Genomic DNA, 22,929 nt, shown 5'->3' with positions numbered 1-22,929 from the left:
AGGTGTGGGCGAAAAGAGAGCCTCAGAGTCGGCGCACGCTTCGCCGTTCCACGATGGTCGTGGGGAAGACGGCGTGTCCCTCCAGTTTCTTGATGTCCTGAATGTGGTCGAGGAGCATCGTCGCGGCCCGGCGACCCATGCCGTAGAGGGGCTGGCGCACCGTGGTGAGGGGGGGCAGGCTCATCTCCGCGAGCGGGAGGTCGTCGAATCCCATCACGCTCAGGTCGTCCGGGACGCGAAGCCCCCTCGCGTAGGCGGCGGACATCACCCCCAGGGCCAGCTCGTCGCTGCTGGCGAAGATGGCGGTCAGGGGGCCGCCCTGCCGGAGAAGGGCCGCTCCCCCCACCTGTCCGTCCTTGAACGCGAAGCCCTCCAGACACAGGACGCGGCTGGGTTCGACCGCCAGCCCGTGGTCCCGGTGCGCCTCGTGGAAGCCCTCCAGGCGGCCACTCTGCTCGGGCGTCTCGTGGGCACCCCCGTAGAGCAGGCCGATATTCTCGTGCCCCTGACCGATCAGGTAGGACGCCCCAGCGTAGGCGGCCTGACGGTCGTCGCAGCGGACCGTGGGAATCTCTGGCCGCACGCTCTCGCCCGACAGGACGACGAGCGGAATCCGCAACTGCCCGATGAAGTCCGCGTACGCCTCACGCAGCACCTCGCTGGCGAAGATGATGCCGTCCACCCGCTTCTCGGCCAGAAGCTGGAGGTAGGCGAGGGTGCGCTCGTGGCCGCCGCCCGTCTTGCACACGATCACGCTGAAGCCCCGGCTGTGGGCCGCATCCTCGACCCCGCCGAGGACCGTGCCGGAGAACATGTCGGAGACGTTGGGAAAGAGGATCGCCAACGTCTTGGTCTGGGCGCTCATCAGGCTCCGGGCGACGGCGTTGGGCTTGTAGTTCAGCTCCTGGACGGCTTGAAGGACGGCGGTTCTGGTCTCTCCGGCGACCCAGTGCCCCCCGTTGAGGACTCGTGAAACCGTGGCCGTCGAGACGCCCGCACGCCTCGCCACATCTTTGATTGTCGGTTCCATCGGTGCCCGAACTGTAAGCGTTTACAGGTCGGTTGTCAACCTGGGATGGGCCTGACCTTCGAGGCGGCTGTCGGGGGTTCAGGCCAGCGCGTCTATCTGCCCGGACGGCTTGTCCCGGAAGGGCCGTCGAGCGAAGGCTTCCCCTACGTGTTCGCGTGTCCGTCGGTGGGACTCCCTGTGCCGGTGGGGTGCCTCTCCGCTCGCTGGATGGGGGGCACCGGAGTGCGCCCCCGATCCGCTTCTGGCCGATGATGGGTCGATGCTGATGGGCGCGCCCAGATGCTCGATGCGCCCAACGTCCGGCTGGCCGTCATGCGGAAGAAAGCCCTGCGTGAGGGCGGTGAAGGTCTCGTTGAGCTGGCGCTGCGTCTCGGCAGCGAGGGTGCCGAACACCAGCGACGACTTGCCGGACTCCGGTATGCCGGTGTGATCCAGGGCTTGGGGATGCCGATGGAGACGCCCCCGAGGGTGTTCTCCCGCGCGCCGTGAACCCTGATGAGGTGCTGGTCGCCCGTGCTGCCCTCCTCGGCTGCCAGTGCCGGACACGGACCCGCCTCCGCACCCTGGGGCGGCCCGTTCACACCCTCTGGTTGAAGCTCCGCTCCCCTGTCCCCTGGCCGTGCAACACTCAGGGTGAGTAATTAATACAAGTAAAGGTAACAAGCAAGGTAAAGCGAGGAAAAGGTAGGAGAAGCAGGCCGCCAGCACGAGGCCAGCGCACCCCTTATCCACCCCGTGCCTTCCTCCTCCTGCCTTCGGTCTTCCGGACCTTTTGAGGCCAAGAATGGCTGAAGTCAAATGGCTTGGGTCACTCAGAGCGGACCGATGAACGGGGAAGCGGAAGGAACCCCTTGGTTCCCACGCCTCGTTCCCTCCTGATAAGTGTTGGAGTGGCCCTGGTCCGAACAGGAGATGGCGAGGCTCCCCCCTGGCTACGGCGGATGCAGCAGCTCACGAAACTGGGTAGAGGACAGGACGATGAACTTGTCTCGCTGTCCGTGTCACCTTTTTGTATTAATCCTGCGGTGGGGAACGACCCTCGCTTCAACCTCACCCCTCTCCAGCCCCCAGCCCCCTCAATCGGCGGCGGTCAGTTCACGCTCGAGGTTCTCCACCTGGGCGCTCCAGCGTTCGAGGGCGCTGGACAGGCTGGGCAGGGGCCAGCCGCGTTCGCTGGCGAGGGCGCTGGGAAGGGAGGCGGGCAGGGGGAGGGTGGCGGCGTCCACCCCCTCCACCCCGTCGGGGTCCAGGCCCGAGACGCGGGCGACCTGCCGGGCGAAGTCGGCCCACGTCACGGCAGCCGCGTGGGCGAGGTGCCAGATGCCCGTCTCCCCGTCGATGAGGAGGTCGAGGACCGCGTGGGCGAGGTCGGGCACGAAAGTGAGCGAGACCACCCGATCCCGCGCGGCCCGGACCCGCCGCCCGGCCTGCAATTCACGGCGAACGTGGGCGGCGAAGTTCTGGGGGTCCCACGGCCCGAACAGGGCACCCGTACGCACCACCAGCGCGCCCGGCAGGCGGGCAAGCACGCCCTCCTCGGCGGCGAGCCTGGCGCGGCCAGAGGCATTCAGGGGCCCGGGCGCGTCGGACTCCAGGAAGGGTAGCCGTACCCCCTCGCGCGCCCCGAACACCAGGTCGGAGGAGAAGGTCAGGAGCCGCACGTCCTCCTTGGCACAGGCACGGGCAAGGACCTGCGGGCCGGGGACGTTCTCGTGGGGAATGCGCGGGTCATGTTCGGCGGCGTCCATTCGGACGACCCCGGCGGCGTCGACGACCGCCCAGGGGTGGTGGTCCTTCAACGTGCGCTCCACGGACGCGGAGTCGGCGGGGTCGAGGTCACGGCAGGAGAGTGAAAGGTGGGGCAGGCCGCGCCCCTCACAGGCGCGGGCGAGGGCCTGCCCGAACATGCCCGTCGCCCCCGTGATGAGGAGCGGGCGACCGGCGGGGGGGTCGGCGTGGACCGGGCCGTGGGGCGGGAAGGTGAGCCGCTCGGCCCGGTGCCACCAGCCCGGTCCCCCCAGCACGGGGTGGGCGGGGGGCCGACCGGCGGCGAGGTCGCGGGCGAGGCCCAGCAGGGCGGTGGGGCGCGGCTCGGGGGCGCGAACGTCCCACAGCCCGCTCTCGTAGTGGCCGCTTCGCCGGGTCAGGAGGCTGTTCCACTCGAAGGCCCCCAGCGCGGCCCAGGCGGTGACGGCGCGGACATCCGCCCCCTCCCTCCGCGCGTCCTGCGCCGCCTGCCAGGTCTCGTGCAACCAGCGGAGCTGCTCCTCGCGGGTGCAGCCGAGGTGAACTTCCGTGATGGCGAGGGGCAGGCCGTAGCGGTCGTGGGCCTCGCGCAGCCGGGCACCGGGGCCGCCGATCCCCTCCCCGAGGACCCGCACGGCCTCCACGTCGGCGTAACGGGCGCGCCCATTGCCCCCGTGGGTATGGGGCGGGTAACGGTGAAGCCGCTCGTCGAGGAAGCGTTCGCTCGTCACGTACACGTTCAGGCCCACGAGGTCGGGCGGGCAGGGATGCTCGGCAAAGGGGCGCAGCTCCGCCTCGGTCGCGCCCATCACCCGCCGCAGGTGGTCCCACAGGGGATGATGTTCGTCCACCCGGCCCATCAGGAGGTCGAGGCTCAGCCAGCGGCGCTCGTTCTCGAACCCCGCCTGATCCCGCAGGGCGGGGGTGCTGTGGACGAAGCCGAGGTCCTCGGTCTGGATCAGCCGAGCGGCGGGGTTGACCTTTCTGATCTCCCCCATCGCCAGCACGGTCGCCCGCATCTGGTGGAGCAGCGCCCGCCACAGACTCCGCTCGTCGCGGGCGTGGGGATACCAGTGGCCGTACAGCGCCGAGAAGCGGGCGGTGGTGAGCGGCTCGTTCACGGGCGTGTAGGCGTCCACGTGCGGGTAACGCTCCGCCACGGCGCGGGCATAGGCGCGCACGCCCTCCGCAAAGGCCGGGTCGAGCAGGTGCGTGCCGCGCGGTCCACTGCCGTGGTGGACCAGCCCGACGATGGGCGTGACCCCATGCCCGGCGAGGCGGGCCAGCCGCTCGTCGGCCCAGCGCCAGTCGGCGTGTTCCGGCCCGTCGGGGGCCGTCCGCTCCCACAGCAGCGGGAAGCGCACCGCCCGCGCCCCTACCGACGCGAGGCGGTCGATGTCCTCCAGACGGCGGTCGAAGCCGCTCAGGGCGAGCTGGTCGAGCGTCTCGTCCCCCACCCGGCTGACGGTCGGCTCCACCCCCACCCACAATTCCAGATTCTCCATCCCCGAGCCTCCCCAGCTATCTTTCCGCTCAAATCCGGCCACACGGCCTCCTCCGACCATGTGCCGGACCGCTGTTCATGAGATGTCGCCCACAGAACCAGACCCGCGAAGCGTGACGGTGACGCCGAAAACCGAAGTTCGGTCCCCACGTCCAGACCTGACGGGCATTGTGCCCGCTGGGGGCACCACGCAAGCCTTGAATGTCGCGTGAAAAACTTAATAGTTCTCCGGTCGACTTCCCGGCAAGAAGCGGGGGACCTCGCGGGAGGGGGGAAGAAACAAGCTGAGCGTCGCGCTTTTTGGGGAAGAATCGGACGGGCACCACCCAATTTCCCGCCGAGCCGACCTATCTAGGCAAGAGGGAGGGGAAGGAGATGCCTGGAGGTGCTGCCGTCAAGAAAAAACCGGACAACGTGTGTCCGGGGAGGGGTGGTCGGTTGTGGAGAGGGAACGCAGCCTAACGTTGGCCGAAGTCCACCGCGCCGCCGATCATGATGGGCAGGGTGGGCCGGGGGGCAAGTTGAACGGGACGGGCGGGCGGGACGGGCTTCTCCTTGGGACTGGGGTGGGGGCGGGACATCAGCGCTGCCCGAAGTCCTTCGCGCCCGCCTGCGGTTGCACGGTGCCTTCCGCTCCCGACACGCTGCGTTGACCGAAGTCCTTGGCCCCACCTGCCTGCGCTCCCGTGAGTGCGCTCATGAGCGTTACAACGAGAGCCAGGCTGACCTTACGTGCGGTGTCGCTTTTCATATGGTCAAGATAGGGGTGGGGTCGTATAAGGAGAGGGGGACGTGCTATGAGCGATTTCGAGGGACAGTACGAGGCGGGGCAGTTCGAGGCTGTCGTCACGCTTCTGGGGGGCCGGGCGAGGACCGCGCGGGACTACACCCTGCTCGGCCTGTCGTTGCTGAACACCGGGCGGCTGGAGGAGGCCGAACTGGCGCTGACCCGCGCCTCGCTCCTGGGCGACCCGGAGGGGCAGGTCGAACTCGGTAACGTGCTGCGGCTGCTGGGGCGTTTCGAGGAGGCCGTCGCCCACCTCGGGACGGTCACGCCGGACCTGAGCGGCGAACTCCACCTGCGCGCCCTGCGCTGGTGGGGGGTGGCGGAGTTTCAGGCCGGGCAGACGGCGGAGGGGCTGCGGCGGGTGGAGCGCGCGTGGCACGGCTACGTCGCGCTGGGGGACGAGGAATTCACCGCCCGCGTCACGGTGTCGCTCGCGCAGATGTACACCTTGCTCGGCAACCCGCGCCGCGCCAAGTTACTGCTCTCGGAGGCGGTGGCTGTGCTGCCCGCGCTGCCCGACCCGGCTCCCCGGCTGAGCGCCCTGCGAAATCTGCTGGAGCTTCAGATCGCGTACGGGGAGTTCGCGGAGGCGCGGGAGACGCTGGGGCAGGCCAAGCAGACCCTGCGCGAGGCCGACTCCCCCCGGCTGCGGGCGCTGCTGCTGACGAGCGAGGCCGAACTCCTGCGCCTGACCGGAGACTACGCCGCCTACGTGCGGGTCCTGGAGGAACTCCGGCCCCTCGCCGACGACCTCCAGGACCATAACCTGCGCGTATGGGTGATCTCGCGCCACGCCGAGCACCTGAGTCTCGTGGGGCAGCATGGCCGGGCGGTGGACACCCTGCTGAGCTTCGGGAGCGTGCCCGCCGACTGGCCCGCCGAGCTGTGGGCGACGAGCGGGGTGCTGGCCCGGCGGCGGGGGGACGCGGCGGGGGCGGCGGCGGAACTGGAGCGGGCGGCGGGGATGTTCCGGGACGCCGGGTGCCTGCCCGAACTCGTGCGGGTGCAGCTTCATCACGCGGCGGCGGCACTCCACCTGCGGCAGGAGGGGACGGTCACGGCGGCCCTGAAGGAGGCGCTGACCCACATGCTGCGGCTGCGGCAACTCGGGGAGTTCCGGCCTGACCTGGAGGAACTGAGCGAACTCCTGCACTATGCCGTTCTGGAGCCGGAAATCGCGCCGTACATGGAGCCGCTGCTCGACCGTCTCGCGCACCTCGCGGGGGCACCGACGCTGCCGGAGGACGGGGCCATCGCGGTGCAGGTGCAGACGCTGGGGCGGGAGACGGTCCACAAGGACGGCGAGGAGGTGCGCTTCACCTACGGGGGCACGGTGGCCGTCCTCGTGTCCATCGCCCTGAGGCCGGGGCGCACGCGGGCCGAGATGCAGCTCGACCTCTTCCCGGAAAAGGACGCGAAGAGCGGGGCGGCGTACATGCGCCAGTGCCTCAAGGAGCTGCGCGACCGCCTGGGGCCGCAGATCATCCGCTTCGAGGGGCCGCATCAGGCACCACGTTACGCCCTGGGGCGGGAGGTCCATGTGGACCTCGACCTGCACCACCTGAAGGAGGCCCTGGTGCGCGGTGAGATGGCCCGCGCGCTGGCGCTCTACCGGGGGCCGTTCCTCCCTGACCTGGAGGACAGCGAGTGGGCGCAGGGAGTCCGCGACGAGGCGCTGCTGGCCCTGACGCTGGAGCTGCGCCGCCAGATCGCTAACGCCGGGGCCGAGGGCGACCACCGGCGGGTGGTGCTCCTCGCCAACCAGTACCTGCGGGTGGACCCCCACGAGCCGGAGGTGCTGGAGCTGAGGCTGAGGGCCGCCGAGACCTTCGCGCCGCCGCACGAGCTGGCGCGGTACACGGCGGACCTGCGGCGGATGTTCAACTGAGGGGCGGTTGGAGAGGAGCGGTCAGCGGTCAGCTCTCAGCCGCCAGCAGGATTCGGAGTGGTTGTAGGAGAAGAGGCGGGACGGGGGAAAGCCACGAACTCTCGTTTCCTGTCTTCCTCGTCACTCACGGTCAGAGGCTCACCCCACCACTCTACCACCAAAAGCGACTCGCCCGGCAGACCTGCTCACCGGGCGAGTTCTGGCGCTGATGCCTCAGCCCACCGGTTGCGGCTCGGGCGTGGACGCCGTGAGCTTCTTGTAGGTCGTCAACGCCTGCGCCACCACCTGATCCATGTTGTAGTAGCGGTAGGTGGCGAGGCGGCCCACGAAGGTCACATCGGGGCGACCCTCGGCGAGGGCGGCATACCGTTTGTACAGCTCGGCGTTCTCGGGACGGGGCACCGGGTAGTACGGATCGCCCTCGGCGCGGGGCAGCTCGTACACGACGCTGGTGTGGCGGTGCTGCTGCCCGGTGATGTGCTTGAACTCGCTGATGCGGGTGTAGGCGTAGTCGTTGGGGTAGTTGACCGTGCCGACGGCCTGAAACTGCTCCTGGGCGTGCGTCTCGTGGACGAACTCCAGGCTGCGGTAGGGCAGCTTGCCGAACCGGTAGTCGAAAAAGGCGTCCACCGGCCCGGTGTAAATCATGTGCCCGTAGGGAATGAAGCTCTCGATCTCGCGGTAGTCGGTGTTCAGCATCACCTTGATGTTCGGGTGCGCGAGCATGTTCTCGAACATCCGGGTGTAACCGTGCAGCGGCATCATCTGGTACGTGTCGGCAAAGTAGCGGTCGTCGCGGTTCGTGCGCGTCGGCACCCGCGCCGTCACCGAGGCGTCGAGGTCGCTGGGGTCGAGGTCCCACTGCTTGCGGGTATAGCCCCGGAAGAACTTGTTGTACAGGTCGCGCCCGACCTTGCTCACCACCACGTCCTCGGAGGTGCGGACATGCTCCACCTTCTCCGCCACGGAGGCGAAGAACTCCTCGACCTGAAAGGAGGTCAGGTTCAGGCCGTACAGACGGTTCACGGTATCGAGGTTGATCGGGATGGGGAGGAGTTGCCCGTCCACGCTCGCCAGCACGCGGTGCTCGTAGGGCCGCCACTTCGTGAAGCGCGAGAGGTACTCGATGACCTCCCGCGAATTGGTGTGGAAGATGTGCGGGCCGTAGGGGTGGATCAGGAGGCCCGCGTCGTCGTAGCAATCGTAGGCGTTGCCGCCGATGTGCGGGCGACGGTCCACGATCAGGACGCGCCTGCCGTCGTTCGCCAGACGCTCGGCGAGGACGCTGCCCGCGAAGCCCGCGCCCACGATGAGGTAGTCGAAGCCCTGTGTGGTGGTGGAAGAGAAACCGGTGGAGGAACGCTCAGTCATCGGCCACCCCCGCGACGGCCACGCGGCTCGTGGCGGCGGACTCGATCAGGGCGCTCATCTCTGCCCAGGTGCGGTCCCAGGAGAGGGTGGAGAGGTAGCGGTCGGCCCGCTCGCGGCGCTCCCCGGCGGCGGGGGTGCCCGCCTCGCCCAGGGCGGCGGCGCAGGCGGCCTCGAAGGCGTCCACCCCGTCGGCCACACGCACGAGGTCGCGCTCGCCGTAGGGCCGGATCACGTCGCGGATGCCGGTGGAGACCACGGGCACCCCCGCCGCGAGGTACTCGGGCGTCTTCGTCGGGGAGATGAACTCGGTCGCCTCGTTCAGGGCGAAGGGCAGCAGCGCCACGTCCCACCCCGCGAGGTAGGTCGGCAACTCGGTATAGCTCTTCATGCCCAGATAGTGCAGGTTCTGGCCGCGCGGAAGGTCGGCGGGATCGATCTTCACCACCGGGCCGAGCAGGACGAACTGCCACTCCGGGCGGCGGCGGGCGAGTTCGCCGACGAGCGCGATGTCGAACCGCTCGTCGATCACGCCGTAGAAGCCCAGGCGGGGGCGCGGCACGTCACGCTGATCGGCGGCGTCCCCCTGCTCGGTGCTCCGCCGGGTGCGGGCCTGCGCGAAGTGGGCCGTGTCCACGCTCGACGGGAAGGGGTGGGCGCTCGCGTGCTGCTTGCACTTGGCCTCGTACAGGCGGTGCCCGCCCGTGAACACGAGGTCGGCCTGCGCGAAGAGCTGGGCCTCGCGGGCGCGCAGCTCGGGAGACGCCCCCTTGAAGTTGGCGAGTTCGTCCATGCAGTCGTATACGGTGACGCGCGGACGCAGCCCGGCGGTGATGGGCAGCTCCATCGGGGTGTACACCCACAGGTCGTACACCTCCAGCCCCTCGTCCTCCACGAACTCCGCGAGGAGCCGGGCCGTGCGCGTCTGCGACTGTGCGGGGCTGTGGCCGATCTCGATGTGGGGCGTGACCACCACGACGCCACTGGGGTCCTGCCGCGTCACGAGGTGGTCCGGAGCCTCGCCGAAGATCGGCTCCTCCACGTAGAAGACCCGGCGGGACCGGGCCGCGCGGGTCATCAGATGCTGGGGCCGCTGAAACACGAAATCCCAGCGCAGGTGAGCCACGACGATCAATGCCGCTTGCGTGTGCTCCTCCAAATGGACGTTTTTCAAGAGTCGGTTCCTCCCTGGAAAAAAGAGATGTGTTGTGAGCCAAAGTTTTGGGCCAGAGGTGGTGGCGATGTTCTCGCACCACGGAACACGGCCTTGAAATTCTCACGGCAGCAGAACAACTTCAGTGACGTTGCCCGCCAATCGCCGGAGCCGCAGGGTCATCTGTCCCTCGGGGCCTCCCGAGGTTAGCGGCTTCAGGGCGCGAAAACTGCGTGAAATCCTTTACACGCCCCCACAAATCGTGGAGAAAAACTTCACGCACTCGTCTAGGGGGGAGGCCGGAAACGCGGCTGTAAGCGGGCATCTTCCAGATTGAGGGCGTGGAGAGTGAGCTGTGGATCGTGGGTGGGAGACGCTGGCGACTCCTCAACACCTGAGCACTTACTCAGATATAGTGGAGGCATGTCCCACTCCGCCTCCCCTCCCCTGCCCGCCGACGGCCTGCCCGAATTGCGTTACCACGTGGACGGGATGGACTGCGCGTCGTGTGTGGGAAAGGTCGAGCGGGCGGTGACGCGGCTGCCCGGCGCGCGGGAGGTGCGGTCGAGCTTCGGCACCCAGACGCTGAGCCTGCAACTGGACGAGACGCAGACGCCGCGTGGGGTGCTGGAGGGCCACCTGCGGGCGCTGGGGTACACGCTACGGGAGCTGAACGAGGTGGGGGCGGTGGGGGCGGAGGCCAGCGAGGACGCGGAGCCTCACGCTCACGGGCACGACCACTCGCAGACGGACGACAGGCCGTGGTACGCGGGCGCACAGGGACGGCTCGTGCTCCTGACCGGGGCGCTCCTCGCCGTGGCGTGGGGGCTGTCGTGGGCGTTCCCGGCGGTGGCGGTCTGGGGCTACGTGGCGGCGACGCTGGTGGGGGTGTGGCCGCTGGCACGGCGGGCGCTGGCGTCGGCGCGGCTGGGCGAGCCGTTCTCCATCAACACGCTCGTGACGCTCGCGGCGCTGGGGGCGCTCCTGATCGGCGAGGCGGCGGAGGGGGCGGTGGTGGTCTTCTTCTTCGCGGTGGGCGAGCTGCTGGAGGGGGTGGCCGCCGGACACACCCGCGCGGGCATCCGGGCGCTGGGGGCGCTGACACCGCGCACCGCCCTGCTCGTGGGGGCGGGGGGAGGGGTGCGCGAGGTCGGGGCCGACACGCTGCGGCCCGGCCAGCTCGTGCAGGTGCGGCCCGGCGCGCGGGTGCCCGCCGACGGGGTGATCGAGACGGGGACCTCGGCGCTGGACGACAGCCCGGTGACGGGCGAGAGCATGCCCGTCTCGCGCGGGCCGGGCGAGGCCGTCTACGCGGGGAGCGTGAACGGTGGCGGGGTGCTGGAGGTGCGCGTCACGCGTGGCGCAAAGGACAACACCATCGCCCGCATCATCCGGCTCGTGGAGGAGGCGGAGGGGAGCCGCGCCCCCACGGCCCGCCTGATCGACCGCTTCAGCCGCGTCTATACGCCCGGCGTGGTCGCGGTGAGCGCCGCCGTGGCCGTGCTGCCGCCGCTGCTGACCGGGGCCGAGTGGAGCGCGTGGCTGTACCGGGGGCTGGCGCTGCTGCTCATCGGCTGCCCGTGTGCGCTCGTGCTGTCGGTGCCCGCCGCGATCACCAGTGCGGTGGCGGCGGGCACCCGGCGCGGCCTGCTCGTGAAGGGGGGCGCGGCGCTGGAGACGCTCGCCCGCGTGCGGACCGTCGCCTTCGACAAGACGGGCACCCTGACGGTCGGGGCACCGGGGGTGACGGCGGTGCGGCCCCTTGCCAGGAGGGATGGGGCCGGGTTGAACGAGACGGATGTTCTGCGACTCGCGGCGGCGGTGGAGGCGGGCAGCGACCATCCCCTCGCGCGGGCGGTCGTCCGGCGGGCGGAGGAGCTGGGGCTGAGCATCCCGGCGGCGCGGGACGGGAAAGCACAGGCGGGGCGCGGCGTGAGCGCGGCTGTGGAGGGGCGGACGCTGCACGTCGTCTCCCCCCGGTTCGCGGTCGGGGAGGGGTGGCTGACCCACGGGGGACAGGTGGAGGCTCAGGCGTTGGAGAGGGTGGGGCACACGGTCGTCGTCCTCGCCGAACCCCGGCCCGACGGTGCCCTCGCGCTAGTCGCCCTGCGGGACGAGGCGCGGGCGGACGCCGGGGAGGCCGTCGCGCGGCTGCGGGCGCTGGGGCTACGGCCCGTGATGCTCACCGGGGACAACGCCCGCACGGCGCACGCGGTCGCCGCGCCCCTCGGGCTGGAGGTCCGGGCGGAGCTGCTGCCGGAGGACAAGCTGCGCCTTGTGCGGGAGTTTCAGGCGGGGGGGGGCGGGGTCGCCATGATCGGCGACGGCATCAACGACGCGCCCGCCCTCGCCGCCGCCGACGTGGGCGTGGCGATGGGCGGGGGCACCGACGTGGCGCTGGAGACCGCCGACGCGGCCCTGCTCCACGGGCGGGTGACGGGCGTGGCCGACCTCGTGGCCCTGTCCCGCGCCGCCCTGGGCAACATCCGGCAGAACATCGCCTTCGCGCTCGGCCTCAAGGCCATTTTCCTCGTCACCACGCTCCTCGGCGTGACCAACCTGTGGATGGCGATTCTGGCGGACACGGGGGCGACGGCGCTCGTGACGGCGAACGCGCTGCGGCTGCTGCGGTGGCGGGGGAGCGGTCAGCCCTCAGCTCTCAGCCGTCCGCAGGATGGGATGTGGTGAGCCTCTGAACGAACACAGGAGGACGCGGGACTTGTGCTTCTGCCCCTCGCCCCTGAACGCGTGACGCTGCCGGAACCCCTGTGGAACCTGCTGACAGGTGTCATGGTCGAAGACAGGCTCACGGACGCCGATGGATGGATGGCGGAGTCCCCGACCGCACGCCGGGGAAAGTCAGAGGAGGCCGAAGTGGCTTCAGACGGGTGGCTGCCGGACCCCTCCCCGTGAGCGCACCACGAGGTCCAGCAACTGCCGCGACTCCGACCGCGCCAGCACGTCGCTGGGCGTCACCACCACGTACTCCAATGTGACGTTCGGTGCCTCGATCAGCACCGGACTCACCCGCCCCGCGTCGATCTCCGGCCCGGCCACACTCGGCGGCAGGATCGTCACCCCGATCCCCCGCACCAACGCCTCACGTACGGCGGTGAGACTTCCCAACTCGAACTGCACCTCGGGATTCACCGTCGCCTCCCCCAGCAGCCGCTCGGCGTGCCGCGCGACCGTCGACCCCACCAGCGGCCACAGAAATACGTCCCCGGCGGCGGCCAGCAGCGGCGTGGACCCGAGCGCCTCCAGCGGGTGCCCGGCGGGGACGAGCAGGCACAGGTCCTCCGCGCTGAAGCGGTGGGCGTCCACTCCGGGCGGCAGCGGTCCCGGTGGCCGGACGATCAGCGCCGCGTCGAGAACGCCGTCCGTCACGGTCTCCAGCAGCGCGGCGGAGTGCCCGCTCGTTACCCGCACCTCGTGCCCGGCCTCGTGTGCGCCCCTCACCACGCCGACCGCGAACGTGCCGAGCGTCCACGACAGCCCCAGCCGCAGGGGCCGCGCCCGGTGACGCCGCGCCTCCAGGTGCTCGGCGGCCCCCGACAGGGTGGAGGCGATCAACCGGGCGTACCCCAGCAGGTCCTGCCCCGCCCCGGTGAGGGTGATGCCGTACGCGGTGCGGACGTACAGGCGCTCGCCCACCACGTCCTGCAAGGTCTTGAGCTGGCCGCTCACGGCGGGCTGGCTGAGCCGGAGGGCCTCCGCCGCCCGGCTGATGTTGCCGTACTCCGCGACGACGCTGAACGTGACGAGCAGGTCCGGGCTGAGCCGCATACCGCAGCCTACCCCGCCCCCCGCCCCTGTTATTCGAAAGTTCGATAACTGCCCCGCCCCTTGCTTTCTTGAGCCGGGGAGGGCCGCACGGTAGCCTCGGCACGTCAGTACCCCTGACGGAGAGGAATCACATGACACGCCATAGCCGCCCAACCCAGAGGTACGCGCAGGATGTCCTGGTGGACACCGCGTGGCTTGCCCGGCATGGGACGGACCCGAACATCCGGGTGCTGGAGGCGAGCGAGGACCTGGAGCTGTATGGCGGCGGGCATGTGCCGGGTGCCCTCCAGCTCGACAGCCGCCGTGACCTGTGGGACCCGGTGGTGCGGGACTTCCTCTCGCCGGAAGCCTTCGCGGCCCTGATGGGCCGGCTGGGCATCACGCCGCAGACCACCGTGGTCCTGTACGGCGACAAGAGCAACTGGTGGGCGACGTACGCCTACTGGTTTCTCAAGTACAACGGGCACGAACACGTCAGGCTCGTGAACGGGGGGCGGCAAAAGCTCATCGCCGACGGCTTCGACTTCACCCCCCTCGTCCCGGAGGTGGTGACGACCCCCTACCCGGTGGGGCGGCGCGACGAGCGGCTACGCGCCTACCGGGACGAGGTGCGGGAGCACATCCCGGTCGTCCGGGAGGGGGCCGGGGCGATGGTGGACGTTCGCAGCCCGGACGAGTATGCGGGGCGGGTGACGCACATGCCCGAGTACCCGCAGGAGGGCGTGTTGCGGGGGGGCCACATCCCCGGAGCGGCGAACATCCCGTGGGCGATGGCCGTGCGGTACGACGGCACGTTCAAGCCGGTGGAGCAGTTGCGGCGGTTGTATGAGGAGGCGGGGATCACCCCGGCCAAGACGGTGGTGACGTACTGCCGGATCGCGGAACGCAGCAGCCACACCTGGTTCGTGCTGACCGAGCTGCTGGGGTATCCCAGCGTCAGGAACTACGACGGGAGCTGGACCGAGTGGGGGAACGCGGTGGGCGTGCCCATCGAGAAGTCGGGCATCTGAACTGAAGAGCAGCGAGAAGCGCACGTCGGGGTAAGGGTGGCCCGGCGTCATCCCGTCTGCCCGCGACGTGACGCGGGTGAGGAGGCAAGGTATGGACCTGGACTCTTGGACGCCGACCGACAAGGCCCGCCGTGTGGCGGTCTTCATCGCTGTGTACGCCGCCATTCTGATGCTGGTGGTGTTCTGGCTGGTGCTCGGCTGGCCGTGGTACCTCGCGCCGCTCGGCGCGCTGGTCGTCTACCCGGTCGTGTTCTACCCGTCGTTCGTGGTTCTTCGCAGCGTCATGCGCCGTTGAGCGGCTGCCGTGACGGACATCCCGCCGTTCGCCGTCGAGGGTTGATGGATCACCCATGCTCATCCCGCCGATGACCGCCTCCTGCACGACGGGGCGGAGGCGGACGCGGACACCGCTCACGTCGGAGTCGCCCGACCTGGGTCGGCCTGCCCTCATGGCGAAGGGGCAGAGGACGGCTTGACCACTACAAGTCCGCGTTCCATCTGGACGTGGAGGCTGAGGCGGCTCTCATCCTGCGGAAGTGCTTCATGCCATCTTGATTCCAGCGGGGGTGCGGGATGGGGGGCAAACGGGAGCACATCGTGGACGTGGCCCTGCGGCTGTACCGCGCGGACGGCGTGGCGGGCACGACCCTCAAGGACGTGGCGGGGGCGGCGGGCGTGCCGCTCGGCAACATGTACTACTACTTCAAGACGCGGGGCGAGCTGGTGCGCGCCGCCCTGGACGCCTGCGAGGGCGAGTTGCTGGACCTGCTGGGGCGTCTGTCGCCGCTGCCGTCCCACGCGTGGTTCGGGGCGTATTTCGACTGGCTGCTCGCCGACCCGGAGGCGGCGGCCCGCTTCGGCTGCCCCTTCGGCACGCTGGCGGGCGAGTTGCGCGCCCTGGGGGACCCGGCGGCGGCGCGGGCGGCTGGGACGGTCCAGCTCTACCTGAACGCCCTGCGTGAGCGGACGGAGGTCCTCGGCCTCCCGCAGTCCGCCGCCGACGACCTGTTCCTCGGGGTGCAGGGGGCCTACACGGTGGCCCGCGCCCTGAACGACCCGGAACTGTTCCGGCAGGGTGTGACGAGGCTGCGGGATGGGGCACCTCAGTTGCGGATGGGGTGAGGTTGGGCGGTAGGGGTGGTCGCACGCCCCCTCACCCCGGCTCTCTCCCACGAGGGAAGAGGGCGAAAAGCAGCTCAAGCCCTTGCTTTTTGCTCCTCCCCCTTGGGGGGGAGGCCGGGAGGAGGTGAACGGGCAGGGCAAACCCAAAAACGAGCCGTGCGACTCCCCCATCCAAACGAGAGGGACGCAGCGCCATTCACGCCGCGTCCCTCTTCATCTCCGTCCTGAAGCTGAGAGCTTACTTCGGCTCGTTCACGATGACGATGCGGCCCTCGTTCTGCGCGTCGGTGGCGGGGCGGGCCTTGAGGTAGTTCACGAGGATGTCGATGTCGAGCGTGCCGGTGTCGAGGCGGCGGCCCCTGGCGTTCTTGAACACGTCGAAGCCGTCGCCGCCCTGCGCGGTGAAGGTGTTCATGGCGACCGTGTAGGTCTGCGTGTCGGCGAGGGGCTGGCCGTTCACGGTGACGGCGGTGACGCGGCTCCCGGCGGGCCGGGTGGGGTCGAAGGTGTAGCTCACGCCCCGGCTGACGTGGAGGAACTGGCCCTTGTTCTCGCTCCAGGTGGCGACGCCGTGCTCCAGCGCCTGCCGAATCTCGGCCCCCGTGAGGTCGAGGACCGTCAGCGTGTTGCCGAAGGGCTGGACGGTGATCGCCTCCTCGAAGGTGATCGGCCCCGCGTCGAGGCTCGCGCGCACGCCGCCGCCGTTGATGAAGGCCAGCGTCGCGCCCGCATTCCTCGCCGCGTCGAGGGCCGCGTCGGCGAGGACGTTCGCCATCGTGCTCTCGCGGCGGCGGACGATCTCACGCGCGCCGTTCAGGCCCGCCGTGCTCGTGCCCACGACCTGACGGCGCAGAGCGGCGATGGGCACGCTCAGCGTCTCCACCATGCGCTTGGCGGTGGGGTCCTCGGGCAGGTCGGCGGACACGACGATGGGATTGCCCTCGTAGCTCTCCACGGCCCCGGCGTCGTTGAACGTCACCTTGAGGCGGCCCAGCACCTTGCCCCACTCCCACGCGGCGACGAGGAGGGTGCGGTTGCCGTCCGGGTTGGGCACGATGGTCGGGTACGGCCCCTCGCTCTGAGGGAAGTCGGGGTTGTTGAAGGTGCCGAGCAGGGTGTGGCTGTGGCCGCCCACGATCACGTCGAGGCCGGGGACCGTCTTCGCCACCTGCTGCTCCAGCGGGTAGCCGAGGTGCGAGACGAGGACGATCTTGTTGATGCCCTGGTCCTGAAGCGCCTTGACGCTGGCATTCAGGCTCGCGGTGAGTTCGAGCATCTTCACGTTCGGGCCGGGCGAGGAGATCAGGGGCAGGTCGGGCGTCACCGCGCCGATCACGCCGACCTTCTGGCCGTCGACGCTGAGGACGGCGTAGGGCTTGATCAGGTCTTTGAGCAGCGGCTCGGTGGTGAGGTCGAGGTTGGAGGCGAGGAGGGGGAAGTTCGCCTTCTGCGCGAAGCGGGCGAGGGCCTCGGGGCCGTTGTCGAACTCGTGGTTGCCCACGGCCATCGCCGCGTAGCCCTGGTAGTTCATGAACAGCACGTCGGCGAGACCCTGGTAGACGTTGTAGTACAGCGTGCCCTGGAAGGTGTCGCCGCCCGAGAGCACGAGGGGGTTGGGGTCCTGCGCGGCGTACTGGCGCACGAGGGCGGTCTGGCGGGCGTAGCCGCCGTAGGTACCCTGCCCTACCTTCACGGGGTCCACGTGGCCGTGGAGGTCGTCGGTGTGGAGGATGGTGACGGTGAGCGGCGCGGCGGAGGCGGTGGAGACCAGCAGCGCGGCGGAGAGGAACCAACGTTTCATGACGGCTTCATTATCGGGGCGGGGAGCGGATGTGTCTATCGGGAGGGGTCAGGTCTCCCCTGCCATCCCTGGCGACTCAATTCCAAACCGCCAGCACTACACTCAGGCATGACCTCCTCACAAGTGACGGAAGGAACGGCGATGCTGCGGGCCTTCGGGACCTCGCCCGCCGACGTGCGCTCGCGCCTGGAGCGGGAGCTGGACGCCTTCGAGGTGGCGGTGACGCGCGCTGGAGGCCGCTGGAACGACGCCCTGCCGAACCGCACCTGGACGGCGGCGCAGGAGGCCGAACACGTCATCCTCGTGAACGAGAGCACGGCCAGGATCGTGGCGCTGCTCAACTCGGACAAGACATTGCGGCCTGTGCCCGCTGTTCCCGGCGAGATGGTGGAGGGCCGCAGACAGGCCCCCGCCGCCGTTCAGCCGGGGCCGGGGCAGGCGTGGGACGAGTTGGAGGGACGGCACGCGGCCTCCCGCGCGGCCCTGCTCGGCCAGGTGGAGCGGGCCACCGACGACCCCGAGCGGCGCTTCTTCCACGTCTTCCTGGGGGACCTGACCGCGCTGGACTGGCTGAGGATGGCGGCGTATCACGTCCGGCACCACCGCAGGCAGGTGGAGGCGGCCTCCGCCTGAGTTGCAGCCCCGCACGCGGTTTGGGGACGGCGCGGCGGTCATCCTGCGGGGGTGGAGACCACCCCTGACCCCAGTGCCGACCTGCCCGTGGAGGAACGCGCGGCGGCCACCCTCGCTGACCTCGCCGGGTGGCTTCATGTTCACCTGAACGAGCGGCAGACGCTCTTCCGGGTGGGACCCGCCGGGGTGAACGTGCTGGGGCTGGCCCTCGAACCCGCCGACCTCCCGGAGCGGCCCGAGGTAGACGCCCTCTTCCTGCACCGGGCGCTGCGGCTGGGCGACCGTTTCCCGGAACTGGGGGTGCTCAACGCCCACGACGGCTTCGACCTACAACTGACGACCGGCCCCAACCTGCGCCTCGCCGGGCGGCTGGGCTGGCGCGAGGTCCGGCCCCTCTTCTGGCAGGGCAAGGCGGCGGGGCTGACGGCCATTCCGCCCCAGGGGGAGTGGCGGGCCTTTCACACGGCGCTGCGGGAGGAACTGCGCGGCGAGGACCGCTCGTGGGGGCCGGACGATCCTTCCTTCGTGCGGCTGGCCCTCACGAACGCGATGAATCCCGGTCTGCTGGGGCTGGCGCACCGCCTCGGCGTGAACGTCTACCTCACGGGAGAGATGCGGCCCTCGGCGCAGGAGACGGCCCGCTCGCTGGGGCTGGGTGTGGTCGCGCTGGGCCACCGCCGGACGGAGCTGTGGGGGCTGCGGCAACTGGCGCGCGAACTGGAGGAGGCGTTTCCGGGGCTGCGGACGGAGGTGTACGCCGGGGGGAGGTAGGGCCACCAGCGGCCAGCTTCCAGCCGCCAGCGAGAACTGGGGCCGCTGGTCCCCAAAGGGAGGGGGCGCGGCACCGACTCCCCGGCCCACGCCCTCTCTCCTTCCCTGCTCCTACGCCTGTTATGGCTGCTCCTGCCCCTGACCCTGCTCCTGCCCCTCTTCGACCAGGCCCTCGTCCTCCAGCGTCAGGCGGACGTTCACGTTGCCCTGGAGGGCGCGGCTGTACGGGCAGCGTTTGTGGGCCTCGTCGATCATGTACTGCGCCTTCTCGCGGGTCAGCTCGGGCAGGACAATCCGCAGCTCCACGTCGAGTGCGAAACCGAGATCGTCGCGTACGAGGCCGACCACGCCCGTCACGCGCGAGGAGCCGAAGGAAATCTTGTCGCGCCGGGCGATGCCGCCGATGGCGCTCTGGAAGCACGCGGCGTACCCGGCGGCGAACAGTTGCTCGGGGTTGGTGCCCACGCCGCCGTCGCCGCCGATCTCCTGCGGCACGCTCAGCTTCACGCCGAGGTGGTGGTCGGGCGTCTCGATGTACCCGGCACGTCCGCCGTGTGCGGTCGCCTGGGTGGAAAACAACACTTTGCCTTGGGTCATGGTTCCTCCTGGGGGTCCACCGTAGGCGAGCCTCCCGCCCCCAACGGTCAGACCGACCACCGTATGAAGGTTGGGTGGGAAGCGGTCAGCGGTCAGCCGTCAGCGAGAAGAGGGACAGCACGTTCGCCCTCCCCCTCGACCTCTCGACCCCTCGACCTCTTGACCCCTCGACCCCTCGACCTCTCCCCGAGCCTCCCACCCCGATCACACCCCCACCCCAACACCTGTGAAGAACTTCATCCTCCCTTCACTCCGTCTTCCTTCCTACGTTGTGTGCGGATGCACACTTGTTAGGGTAATGATGAGCCTGCACCTGAGAATTCACGTTCCGCAGGCGGTTTTCGAGCAACATCGGGGAGGACCGAAATGAAACGCACGTTGACTCTGACCGGCCTGCTGCTGGGGTCCGGGGCGCTCGCCGCTCCGGGAAGCTGGACGGGCACCATCACCATGTACGCGCAGCACTACACGCCCAACAAGAAGGACGCCAAGAAGCCCCTGAAGGCGTTCCAGGCCATCGCCGACGAGTATCAGAAGCGGTATCCGGGCATCAAGATTCAGTTCGTGACCGAGGACGTGCCCGACACGAACGCGGCCATCCGCGCGAAGGCGGCGGCGCGCGAGTTGTGGGACGTGTACTGGGTGCAGTACGCCAGCCTGAACGGTTCGCTGCCGAAGAGCGTGGCGATGGACCTCACGCCGTACCTGCGCCAGCCCAACCCGTACATCACGGGCAACAGGGCGTGGCAGGACGCGATGAACAAGCAGGTGCTGGCCGAGATTCGCGCGCCGAACGGGGCGAACTACCAGCTCAACGGCGACTACGTGGCGTTCACGTTCTTCTACAACGCCGACCTGTTCCGCAAGGCGGGCATCACGAAGGCCCCGGCGAGCTGGGCCGAACTGCTGGACGCCTCGAAGAAGCTCAAGGCGGCGAACATCGGTGTGATGTCGGCGGTGCCGTCCTTCCCGTGGTGGGAGCGCCACTTCCTGTCGGACTTCTATGCGAAGGATTACGACCGCCTCACCGGGTACGACGACGCGCCCGGCCAGTCGGCGCTGGACGAGGCCATCGCCATCCAGAAGGGCATCCTCACCCCGAAGGACGCCCGCTTCATGGCGTGGTGGCCGGTGATGAAGCAGTTCACGGACTACTGGACGCGCGACTACATCACCCAGAACCCCGACAAGAACTACGACGCCTTCCAGGACTTCGTGGCGGGCAAGGTCGCCATGATCTACGAGGGCAGCTACAAGCCCGGCGAGATGCGCGACGCGGGCGTGAAGTTCAAGGTGGGGGCCTTCAACTTCCCCGTCCTGAACAAGAGCGTGAGTCAGTACGCCACGGGCACGAACACGGCGAACGCGGTGGGCGGCCTCGGCGCGGCCTTCCAGTACGCCATGAGCACGCCGGAGGCCAACCGCACCATGTCGGCGGAGAAGCAGCGCGCGGTGCTGGACTGGATGCGCTACTTCGGCACGCCGCGCAACCTCCAGCGCATCGTGGGCGAGGACGGCTCGTTCGTCCCGACGTGGCCCGGCACGAAGGCGCAGCTCGACTTCGACGCGGCGGCGCTGGACCGTCAGATCAACCTTCCGCGCCGCTCGGTGGGCGTGGGCAGCGCGGCCCCGAACCTCGGCTGGGGCGATATGCAGCGCATCTTCGGGCTGTACCTGAGCGGCAACATCACGCTCGATCAGGCGCGGGCACAGGCGCAGCAGACCCTCGACCGCGCCGCCGCCGACTACGCCCGCAAGAACTCGGTGGACTACAGCAAGTACCGCTGAGGCTTAAAGCGCCCGCTCGGTCGGTTTCCAGGAGGCGCTGCCCACGTTCGGCGGCGTCTCCTCTCGTTGGGGGCGGCCAGCTTCCAGCGACCAGCCGCCAGCAAAGCTTCTCCCTCCCATCCGCTCAGGAGCCGCGATGACCACCATTCCACCTGCCCGCGCCGTGCGGGAGCGTCCGAAAGATGGCCTGTGGGCCGGGCTGTGGCGTTCTCGCGTGGCGTACTTCTATATCCTGCCGACGTTCCTGTTTCTGGCGTATTTCGCCTACTACCCGGTCTACCTCGCGCTGAGCGGGGCCTTCACGAACTGGGACGGCTTCCTTCAGCGGGACTTCGTGGGGCTGGAGAACTTCCGGCGGGCCTTTTCCGACCCGGTGCTGGGCATCGCCGCGAAGAACAACCTGATCTGGATGGCCTTCGGGCTGGTGCTGTCGGTGGTGCCCGCCTTTCTCGTGGCGGAGTTGATCTTCCACCTGCGGTCGTCGCGGGGCCAGCGGGCGTACCGGACTCTCTTCATCGCGCCCATCATCATTCCGGCGCTCGTGCAGATTCTGCTGTGGACCTACTTCTACCGGGGCGACGGGCTGATCAATCAGCTTCTGGACTCGGTGGGGCTGGACCGTCTCAACCAACTGTGGCTGTCGGACCCCGACATCGCGCTCTACAGCCTGATCTTCATGGGCTTTCCGTGGATCAACGCCTTCAACATGCTGATTCTCTACACCGGACTTCAGGGCATTCCCGGCGAGGTGCTGGAGGCGGCGAAGCTCGACGGCGCGACCGGGCTGCGGCGCATCTTCCGCATCGACCTCCCGCTCGTGCTGCCGCAGCTCAGCCTGATCCTGCTGCTGGAGGTGATCGCCTTTCTCCAGAACCTGCTCACCCCGCGCGTGATGACGAACGGCGGCCCCGGCTACTCGACCACCGTCCCGGCGCTCCAGATGTATCAGGCGGCCATCGACTACGGCGAGTTCGGGTACAGCATGGCGCTCTCGGTGCTGCTGTTCCTGGTCGTGGTGGCGCTGTCGCTGCTGGCCCGGTTCATCGCGGCGAGGCAGGAGGCCCGGCGTGGGTAGGGCTTTCGGGGTGGGGGAACTGTCGCGGCAGGGCACGCTCATTGTGCTGGGGCTGCTGGCGCTGTTCCCGCTGTACTTCAGCCTCGTGAACTCGTTCAAGACGCCTGTGCAGTACGCGCAGAATCCACTGAACCTGCCGCCCTCGCTGGGGCCGGGCGCGGCGAACTACGCGCGGGCGTGGTCGCAGATCGGGCTGCCGACCTTCAACTCGCTCCTGATCACGCTCGTCAGCGTGCTGCTGCTGGTGATGGTCTCGGCGCTGACCGCCTACGCCTTCGCCCTCATGGACTTCCGGGGCAAGTCGGCGCTGTTCGCGGCGGTGTTCATCCTGCTCCTCGTGCCGGACTTCCTGACCCTGATCCCGCTGTACGTGCAGATCAAGAAGCTCACGCTGCCGAGCAACTACCTCGCGGTCATCCTGCCGTACATCGCGGCGGGGCAGGCGTTCAGCATCCTCGTGTTCCGTACCTTCTTCGCGCAGATTCCGAAAGAGCTGCTGGAGGCCGCGCGCATCGACGGGGCAGGGCACGGGCAGATGTTCACGCGCATCGTGCTGCCGCTGAGCGTGCCCATCCTCGTCAGCGTGGGCATCATCCGCTTCGTGCCGATCTGGAACGACTTCCTGCTTCCCAGCCTGCTGCTCGACGAGAGGCACCGCACCCTCACGATGGCCCTCGTGAAGTTCCAGGGGAGCGCCGAGAGCTACACGGCCCCCGACTTCGGCGCGCTGATGGCCGCCTACGTTCTGGCCGCCCTGCCGCTGCTCGTGATCTTCGCCTTCCTGATGCGCTACTACATCCAGGGGCTGACGAGCGGGGCCGTCAAGGCGTGAGGGAGAGAGCCGGGACGAGGGTTCGGGGAGGCGGCGGA

Annotated in this window: 20 protein-coding genes; 11 read left to right on the top strand and 9 right to left on the bottom strand. The window is 69.4% G+C overall.

The window, feature by feature from the left end:
* Window positions 1-22 precede the first annotated feature (22 nt).
* Window positions 23-1,030, bottom strand: coding sequence for a LacI family DNA-binding transcriptional regulator (locus tag V3W47_RS02990; protein ID WP_331823680.1), 1,008 nt, complete (start codon window positions 1,028-1,030; stop codon window positions 23-25).
* A 279-nt stretch (window positions 1,031-1,309) separates the two neighbouring features.
* On the opposite strand from V3W47_RS02990, the gene V3W47_RS02985 reads away from it, so the two are divergent.
* Window positions 1,310-1,519, top strand: coding sequence for a hypothetical protein (locus V3W47_RS02985; protein ID WP_331823678.1), 210 nt, complete (start codon window positions 1,310-1,312; stop codon window positions 1,517-1,519).
* Between the two features lie 587 nt (window positions 1,520-2,106).
* Here V3W47_RS02985 and V3W47_RS02980 read toward each other — a convergent pair.
* From V3W47_RS02980 to V3W47_RS02970, 3 genes are all read right to left on the bottom strand, one after another.
* Window positions 2,107-4,281 carry a family 1 glycosylhydrolase gene (locus V3W47_RS02980; RefSeq protein ID WP_331823677.1) on the bottom strand — a complete coding sequence of 725 codons (2,175 nt, stop codon included), beginning with the start codon at window positions 4,279-4,281 and terminating at the stop codon, window positions 2,107-2,109.
* 457 nt (window positions 4,282-4,738) lie between these two features.
* A complete protein-coding gene (locus V3W47_RS02975) occupies window positions 4,739-4,861 on the bottom strand; it encodes a hypothetical protein (RefSeq protein ID WP_331823676.1) in 123 nt (40 codons plus the stop codon).
* A complete protein-coding gene (locus V3W47_RS02970) occupies window positions 4,861-5,031 on the bottom strand; it encodes a hypothetical protein (protein WP_331823675.1) in 171 nt (56 codons plus the stop codon). The genes V3W47_RS02975 and V3W47_RS02970 overlap by 1 nt, the downstream gene beginning before the upstream one ends.
* A 46-nt stretch (window positions 5,032-5,077) precedes the next feature.
* Between V3W47_RS02970 and V3W47_RS02965 the strand changes: the two genes are divergently transcribed.
* A complete protein-coding gene (locus V3W47_RS02965) occupies window positions 5,078-6,955 on the top strand; it encodes an SARP family transcriptional regulator (RefSeq protein ID WP_331823674.1) in 1,878 nt (625 codons plus the stop codon).
* 213 nt (window positions 6,956-7,168) lie between these two features.
* On the opposite strand, the gene glf is transcribed toward V3W47_RS02965, so the two are convergent.
* Together glf and V3W47_RS02955 are read right to left on the bottom strand one after the other, a co-directional pair.
* The gene (gene glf / locus V3W47_RS02960) at window positions 7,169-8,326 is read right to left on the bottom strand and encodes a UDP-galactopyranose mutase (protein WP_331823673.1); all 1,158 of its coding nucleotides are present in this window, start codon (window positions 8,324-8,326) and stop codon (window positions 7,169-7,171) included.
* A complete protein-coding gene (locus V3W47_RS02955) occupies window positions 8,319-9,401 on the bottom strand; it encodes a glycosyltransferase (RefSeq protein WP_331823956.1) in 1,083 nt (360 codons plus the stop codon). The genes glf and V3W47_RS02955 overlap by 8 nt, the downstream gene beginning before the upstream one ends.
* 498 nt (window positions 9,402-9,899) lie before the next feature.
* Here V3W47_RS02955 and V3W47_RS02950 point away from each other — a divergent pair, with 498 nt between their 5' ends.
* Entirely contained in the window at window positions 9,900-12,164 is a 2,265-nt protein-coding gene (locus V3W47_RS02950) for a heavy metal translocating P-type ATPase (RefSeq protein ID WP_331823672.1), read from the top strand.
* A 192-nt stretch (window positions 12,165-12,356) separates the two neighbouring features.
* Here V3W47_RS02950 and V3W47_RS02945 read toward each other — a convergent pair whose 3' ends face one another.
* Entirely contained in the window at window positions 12,357-13,262 is a 906-nt protein-coding gene (locus V3W47_RS02945; protein ID WP_331823671.1) for a LysR family transcriptional regulator, read from the bottom strand.
* 131 nt (window positions 13,263-13,393) lie between these two features.
* Here V3W47_RS02945 and V3W47_RS02940 point away from each other — a divergent pair, with 131 nt between their 5' ends.
* The 3 genes from V3W47_RS02940 to V3W47_RS02930 all read left to right on the top strand — a co-directional run bounded on the left by V3W47_RS02940 (window position 13,394) and on the right by V3W47_RS02930 (window position 15,394).
* A complete protein-coding gene (locus tag V3W47_RS02940) occupies window positions 13,394-14,272 on the top strand; it encodes a sulfurtransferase (RefSeq protein WP_331823670.1) in 879 nt (292 codons plus the stop codon).
* A gap of 91 nt (window positions 14,273-14,363) precedes the next feature.
* Window positions 14,364-14,567 (top strand): hypothetical protein, encoded by a 204-nt coding sequence (locus V3W47_RS02935; protein ID WP_331823669.1) that lies wholly within the window; start codon window positions 14,364-14,366, stop codon window positions 14,565-14,567.
* Between the two features lie 278 nt (window positions 14,568-14,845).
* Window positions 14,846-15,394, top strand: coding sequence for a TetR/AcrR family transcriptional regulator (locus V3W47_RS02930; protein ID WP_331823668.1), 549 nt, complete (start codon window positions 14,846-14,848; stop codon window positions 15,392-15,394).
* 238 nt (window positions 15,395-15,632) lie between these two features.
* On the opposite strand, the gene V3W47_RS02925 is transcribed toward V3W47_RS02930, so the two are convergent.
* Window positions 15,633-17,195 carry a bifunctional metallophosphatase/5'-nucleotidase gene (locus V3W47_RS02925; protein ID WP_331823667.1) on the bottom strand — a complete coding sequence of 521 codons (1,563 nt, stop codon included), beginning with the start codon at window positions 17,193-17,195 and terminating at the stop codon, window positions 15,633-15,635.
* A 108-nt stretch (window positions 17,196-17,303) separates the two neighbouring features.
* On the opposite strand from V3W47_RS02925, the gene V3W47_RS02920 reads away from it, so the two are divergent.
* Window positions 17,304-17,828, top strand: coding sequence for a DinB family protein (locus tag V3W47_RS02920; protein ID WP_331823666.1), 525 nt, complete (start codon window positions 17,304-17,306; stop codon window positions 17,826-17,828).
* Window positions 17,829-17,879: 51 nt separating this feature from the next.
* The gene (locus V3W47_RS02915) at window positions 17,880-18,599 is read left to right on the top strand and encodes a Nif3-like dinuclear metal center hexameric protein (RefSeq protein WP_331823665.1); all 720 of its coding nucleotides are present in this window, start codon (window positions 17,880-17,882) and stop codon (window positions 18,597-18,599) included.
* 120 nt (window positions 18,600-18,719) lie between these two features.
* On the opposite strand, the gene V3W47_RS02910 is transcribed toward V3W47_RS02915, so the two are convergent.
* Window positions 18,720-19,196 carry an organic hydroperoxide resistance protein gene (locus V3W47_RS02910; RefSeq protein ID WP_331823664.1) on the bottom strand — a complete coding sequence of 159 codons (477 nt, stop codon included), beginning with the start codon at window positions 19,194-19,196 and terminating at the stop codon, window positions 18,720-18,722.
* A 366-nt stretch (window positions 19,197-19,562) separates the two neighbouring features.
* Here V3W47_RS02910 and V3W47_RS02905 point away from each other — a divergent pair, with 366 nt between their 5' ends.
* The 3 genes from V3W47_RS02905 to V3W47_RS02895 all read left to right on the top strand — a co-directional run bounded on the left by V3W47_RS02905 (window position 19,563) and on the right by V3W47_RS02895 (window position 22,891).
* Entirely contained in the window at window positions 19,563-20,984 is a 1,422-nt protein-coding gene (locus tag V3W47_RS02905; RefSeq protein WP_331823663.1) for an ABC transporter substrate-binding protein, read from the top strand.
* A gap of 136 nt (window positions 20,985-21,120) precedes the next feature.
* A complete protein-coding gene (locus tag V3W47_RS02900; protein ID WP_331823662.1) occupies window positions 21,121-22,059 on the top strand; it encodes a carbohydrate ABC transporter permease in 939 nt (312 codons plus the stop codon).
* Window positions 22,052-22,891: a carbohydrate ABC transporter permease gene (locus tag V3W47_RS02895; protein ID WP_331823661.1), complete on the top strand. Its 840-nt coding sequence runs from the start codon at window positions 22,052-22,054 to the stop codon at window positions 22,889-22,891. Before V3W47_RS02900 ends, V3W47_RS02895 begins: the two co-directional genes overlap by 8 nt.
* Window positions 22,892-22,929 lie beyond the last annotated feature (38 nt).

Source organism: Deinococcus sp. YIM 134068, from assembly GCF_036543075.1.
GTDB classification, from domain to species: domain Bacteria; phylum Deinococcota; class Deinococci; order Deinococcales; family Deinococcaceae; genus Deinococcus; species Deinococcus lichenicola.
The sequence above is the reverse complement of the archived record's forward strand: the minus strand, read 5'-3'. Positions and strand labels throughout refer to the sequence as shown.

Coding starts and splice junctions, on each gene's coding strand:
- V3W47_RS02990 (WP_331823680.1), bottom strand. CDS start 1,030: ATGGAACCGACAATCAAAGATGTGGCGAGGCGTGCGGGCGTCTCGACG.
- V3W47_RS02985 (WP_331823678.1), top strand. CDS start 1,310: ATGCTCGATGCGCCCAACGTCCGGCTGGCCGTCATGCGGAAGAAAGCC.
- V3W47_RS02980 (WP_331823677.1), bottom strand. CDS start 4,281: ATGGAGAATCTGGAATTGTGGGTGGGGGTGGAGCCGACCGTCAGCCGG.
- V3W47_RS02975 (WP_331823676.1), bottom strand. CDS start 4,861: ATGTCCCGCCCCCACCCCAGTCCCAAGGAGAAGCCCGTCCCGCCCGCC.
- V3W47_RS02970 (WP_331823675.1), bottom strand. CDS start 5,031: ATGAAAAGCGACACCGCACGTAAGGTCAGCCTGGCTCTCGTTGTAACG.
- V3W47_RS02965 (WP_331823674.1), top strand. CDS start 5,078: ATGAGCGATTTCGAGGGACAGTACGAGGCGGGGCAGTTCGAGGCTGTC.
- glf (WP_331823673.1), bottom strand. CDS start 8,326: ATGACTGAGCGTTCCTCCACCGGTTTCTCTTCCACCACCACACAGGGC.
- V3W47_RS02955 (WP_331823956.1), bottom strand. CDS start 9,401: ATGACCCGCGCGGCCCGGTCCCGCCGGGTCTTCTACGTGGAGGAGCCG.
- V3W47_RS02950 (WP_331823672.1), top strand. CDS start 9,900: ATGTCCCACTCCGCCTCCCCTCCCCTGCCCGCCGACGGCCTGCCCGAA.
- V3W47_RS02945 (WP_331823671.1), bottom strand. CDS start 13,262: ATGCGGCTCAGCCCGGACCTGCTCGTCACGTTCAGCGTCGTCGCGGAG.
- V3W47_RS02940 (WP_331823670.1), top strand. CDS start 13,394: ATGACACGCCATAGCCGCCCAACCCAGAGGTACGCGCAGGATGTCCTG.
- V3W47_RS02935 (WP_331823669.1), top strand. CDS start 14,364: ATGGACCTGGACTCTTGGACGCCGACCGACAAGGCCCGCCGTGTGGCG.
- V3W47_RS02930 (WP_331823668.1), top strand. CDS start 14,846: ATGGGGGGCAAACGGGAGCACATCGTGGACGTGGCCCTGCGGCTGTAC.
- V3W47_RS02925 (WP_331823667.1), bottom strand. CDS start 17,195: ATGAAACGTTGGTTCCTCTCCGCCGCGCTGCTGGTCTCCACCGCCTCC.
- V3W47_RS02920 (WP_331823666.1), top strand. CDS start 17,304: ATGACCTCCTCACAAGTGACGGAAGGAACGGCGATGCTGCGGGCCTTC.
- V3W47_RS02910 (WP_331823664.1), bottom strand. CDS start 19,196: ATGACCCAAGGCAAAGTGTTGTTTTCCACCCAGGCGACCGCACACGGC.
- V3W47_RS02905 (WP_331823663.1), top strand. CDS start 19,563: ATGAAACGCACGTTGACTCTGACCGGCCTGCTGCTGGGGTCCGGGGCG.
- V3W47_RS02900 (WP_331823662.1), top strand. CDS start 21,121: ATGACCACCATTCCACCTGCCCGCGCCGTGCGGGAGCGTCCGAAAGAT.